Origin of the sequence: Calderihabitans maritimus (assembly GCF_002207765.1) — a bacterium.
Lineage (GTDB): Bacteria > Bacillota > KKC1 > Calderihabitantales > Calderihabitantaceae > Calderihabitans > Calderihabitans maritimus.
Genome location: NZ_BDGJ01000145.1, coordinates 1 through 3,411, shown reverse-complemented (window position 1 = coordinate 3,411; position 3,411 = coordinate 1). Strand labels below are relative to the sequence as shown.

The 3,411-nt window shown below is 47.0% G+C and carries 4 protein-coding genes; all 4 read left to right on the top strand.

What is annotated here, in order from left to right:
• The coding region (locus tag KKC1_RS16355; RefSeq protein ID WP_192868219.1) for a TAXI family TRAP transporter solute-binding subunit at nucleotides 1-258 on the top strand (258 nt) is incomplete at its 5' end.
• Nucleotides 259-260: 2 nt separating this feature from the next.
• Nucleotides 261-818: a DUF1850 domain-containing protein gene (locus KKC1_RS11610; protein ID WP_088554616.1), complete on the top strand. Its 558-nt coding sequence runs from the start codon at nucleotides 261-263 to the stop codon at nucleotides 816-818.
• 3 nt (nucleotides 819-821) lie between these two features.
• Complete coding sequence (locus KKC1_RS11605) at nucleotides 822-3,002, top strand: TRAP transporter permease (protein WP_088554615.1); 2,181 nt, start codon at nucleotides 822-824, stop codon at nucleotides 3,000-3,002.
• Between the two features lie 211 nt (nucleotides 3,003-3,213).
• A partial coding sequence (locus KKC1_RS11600) for a hypothetical protein (RefSeq protein WP_143288747.1) occupies nucleotides 3,214-3,411 on the top strand: 198 nt, incomplete at its 3' end.

The following is a 3,411-nucleotide window of genomic DNA, read 5'->3' as shown; positions in this document are numbered from 1 at the left end:
CCCGCCGGCACCTATGAAGGGCAGGATGAAGTGGCACGCACGGTATCGCAGTGGGCGGTGCTTTATGTGAAGAAGGACCTGCCGGAAGACCTGGTATACCAGTTAACCAAAGTAATGTATGAAAATACGGAACAGATTGCTCAAGCTCATGCGAGGGGTAAGCAAATTACCATTGAGAACGCTACTAAGGGAATTGCCCCTGTGCCGTTCCACCCGGGAGCTGCCAGGTATTACAGGGAAAAGGGTTTACTTGATTAATAATGTCGCGTAAGGTGATGAGCACCCTTAGTGGTGCTCATTATCTTCTTATAATCACCTTTTCCATAATATTCATTTTAACTTCTGTGGCAGTGTACGGGGGGACACATTACGCCGTTTTCCAGGTCAAGGACTTTTTCTCCGGTGAGGTGGTATTTGAGAAGCTGGTCAGGATTGGTACCAATTTTACCCTAGCCTATATTCACTCTGTAACCAATCAACCGGTATATGAGGTTTTTACCGTAGAGGATAATCATACCCTGGCCATGGTGGAAATGCGTTATGATTCCTTTGGCGCCAATCTTCCCGTGGGACCCGAAAAACTGGCCGATGAAACTACGCGGTTTATAGTGGAAGACGGGTATTACAAAATACTCTATGAAAACCGCCGGTTTGAAAAAGTCCCATTGCGAGTAGGCCAAGTGGTCGCAGACCATACTTTGATTTTTCCTGACGGCACAAGGTTACGGTTCTTAGATGTAGTTGATGGAGGAGCATATGTGGAATTTTATGTGATGCCGTTGCTGGATAGAATACGCGAAAGGGGGCACAGAGGGTAAAGAATGTCCAAAGAACTGGAAAACCAAAAAGAATTAAAAACAAACGAAGCCATCCTGCAGGCAGATGAAAGTGTTGATGTGGAAGCGGTGTTGGAGCAGTACGACGCTGCCAGCGCAACCCGCAAGAAGATGCCGGTGTTTTGGAAATGGTTTATATTTACAGTCTCCGTAATTTTAAGTCTGTTCCAGCTGTACACAGCTATATTTGGAACCCTGCCTTCCAACCAGCAGCGGGGCTTCCATGTGGCCATAGGTTTGGGTTTGATTTTCCTGTTGTATCCCGGCGGTAAAAAGGATGACGGCAAAAGATGGTTGAGCTGGGCAACCACGGGTGTATTGCTGCTGGCCGTATTGCTCATTTATGTGCAAGGGGAAATCCGCTGGAGTACTGCTTTGGCGGCAGCCATTGTGTTGTTATTAATTCAAATGGCTAAAAAATATAACAAAAGTTATACGGGTATTCCTCTGTACGATATCATTTTGGCCGGGTTGGGTTTTGCAGCCGGTCTGTACCAGTTTTTCTTCTATGAAGATATCATAGCCCGCGTGGGTATGTATAATGATGTGGACTATATCATCGCCGGTATCGGTGTATTGCTGGTATTAGAGGCGGCCCGGCGGATAGTGGGACTTCCCATAGTGGTAGTAGGCGCGGCTATGCTGGTGTATGCCTACCTGGGCCCTTACATGCCTGCGCTTTTGGAACACCGGGGTTTTAGTGTGGAAAGAATAATATCCCACCAGTTTTTAAGTATGGAAGGTGTTTTCGGGATCCCTATTGCCATTTCCGCTACCTTTATCTACCTGTATATGCTGTTCGGGGTAATTTTACAGAGGACCGGTTTGGAGAGGTTTTTTACCGATATATCACTGGCCATAGCCGGCTGGATGACCGGTGGTCCGGCCAAGATTGGGGTATTGACTAGCGTATTCTCCGGTATGATTACCGGGAGTTCGGTGGCTAACACCGTGGGGAACGGTGCCTTTACTATTCCCATGATGAAACGTTCCGGCTATAAACCCGAGTATGCAGCGGCAGTTGAGGCGGCGTCTTCTACCGGAGGACAAATCATGCCACCGATTATGGGATCTGCAGCCTTTCTAATGATTGAATTTACCGGTAAAACTTATCAGGAAATTATGAAGGCGGCCATTATCCCGGCGCTGCTGTGGTTTACCGCCCAATTCTTCGAGGTGCATTATGAATCCAAGAAGATGGGTATCATGGGCATTCCCCGCAGCCAGCTGCCCAGTTTTTGGCGGTTAATGTTAACCCGGGGTTATATGCTGTTACCGATTGTGGCCATTCTGGTTATTCTGTCACTGGGTATGTCCGCTATGAAAGCAGCTGTTTACGGTATTTATACTGCTCTGGGCATGAACATACTGGCTGTTATTATAGCTACAATTTTGGGTAAGCAAGATGCGATAGAAGATAAACTAACAGTCAAGCTGTTTTTTGAAATTCTGGCTGATGCGGCGAGGACTTCTCTGCCGGTAATTGCAGCTTGTGCTGCTGCCGGGGTAATAGGAGGCGTTGTCACTTTAACCGGCCTGGGATTAAAAATTACCGGTGCCATTTTAGACTTAGCTAACAATCAATTAATATTGACGATGATATTTGCCATGATAGCCAGTATCATTTTGGGAATGGGGTTACCGACCACTGCTACTTACGTTATTACCGCTACTATGGCAGCTCCGGCGCTGATGGAATTAAATGTACCTATTTTAGCTGCTCACTTGTTTGTATTCTATTATGGAATTGTGGCCGACATTACTCCGCCGGTGGCTCTAGCAGCTTATGCCGGTTCAGGGTTGGCCCAGAGTAATCCGTTCCTTACCGGTGTTCAAGCGGTGAAAATAGCCATAGGAGGATTTTTGGTCCCCTATATGTTTGTGTTGTCGCCGGTTCTGATTATGGAAAACGTTACCTTGCTTCATTTGGGCCTGGCCCTGATTACCGCCGTATTGGGTATGTATTGTATCAGTACCTCCCTGGCAGGTTTTATAAATAAGCCGCTTAATGTATTGGAGCGCGTTTTACTAATAGCCGCAGGGTTAAGTTTGGTATATACTCACTTCTGGACTGACGTGTTTGGTTTGGTGGTCTTTGCGTTGGTTATGATCAACCAGAAGTTCATTAAACGAAGTACAGCAACGGGGGAGCAGACTTCAGGTTAATAAAGAGGTCCGATAGCTGTGAATTGGTTTAAAGGGGGTGGCATAGCCACCCTTTTTATGTGGGAGTTCTGTAAGGTTCCTGCTCGCTCCGGGCCGATAACCTCCAACCCGAATCGCCCTACGCCTGCATCTCCGCTGTAAATGGTTGCCGGTATAGAAAAAAATGGTATAATAATAATTAAATTTCGGAAAATAAAAAGGGGTACGGGCCATGAAAATATGGGGAGAAGTGGAACACTACCTGGAGGCGGTCAAAAAAAAGTCGGGTTCAGAGGTTGCCGAGGAGCAGCGGTTTTGGCTGAACATGTGGCTTGATTACCTGAAGAATTTGCCTGGAGGCCGGGTGGCGGGACTGGAAGACCTTAGGGAAGAACATTTTCGGCATTTTCTGGCCTACTGGTTCATCCGC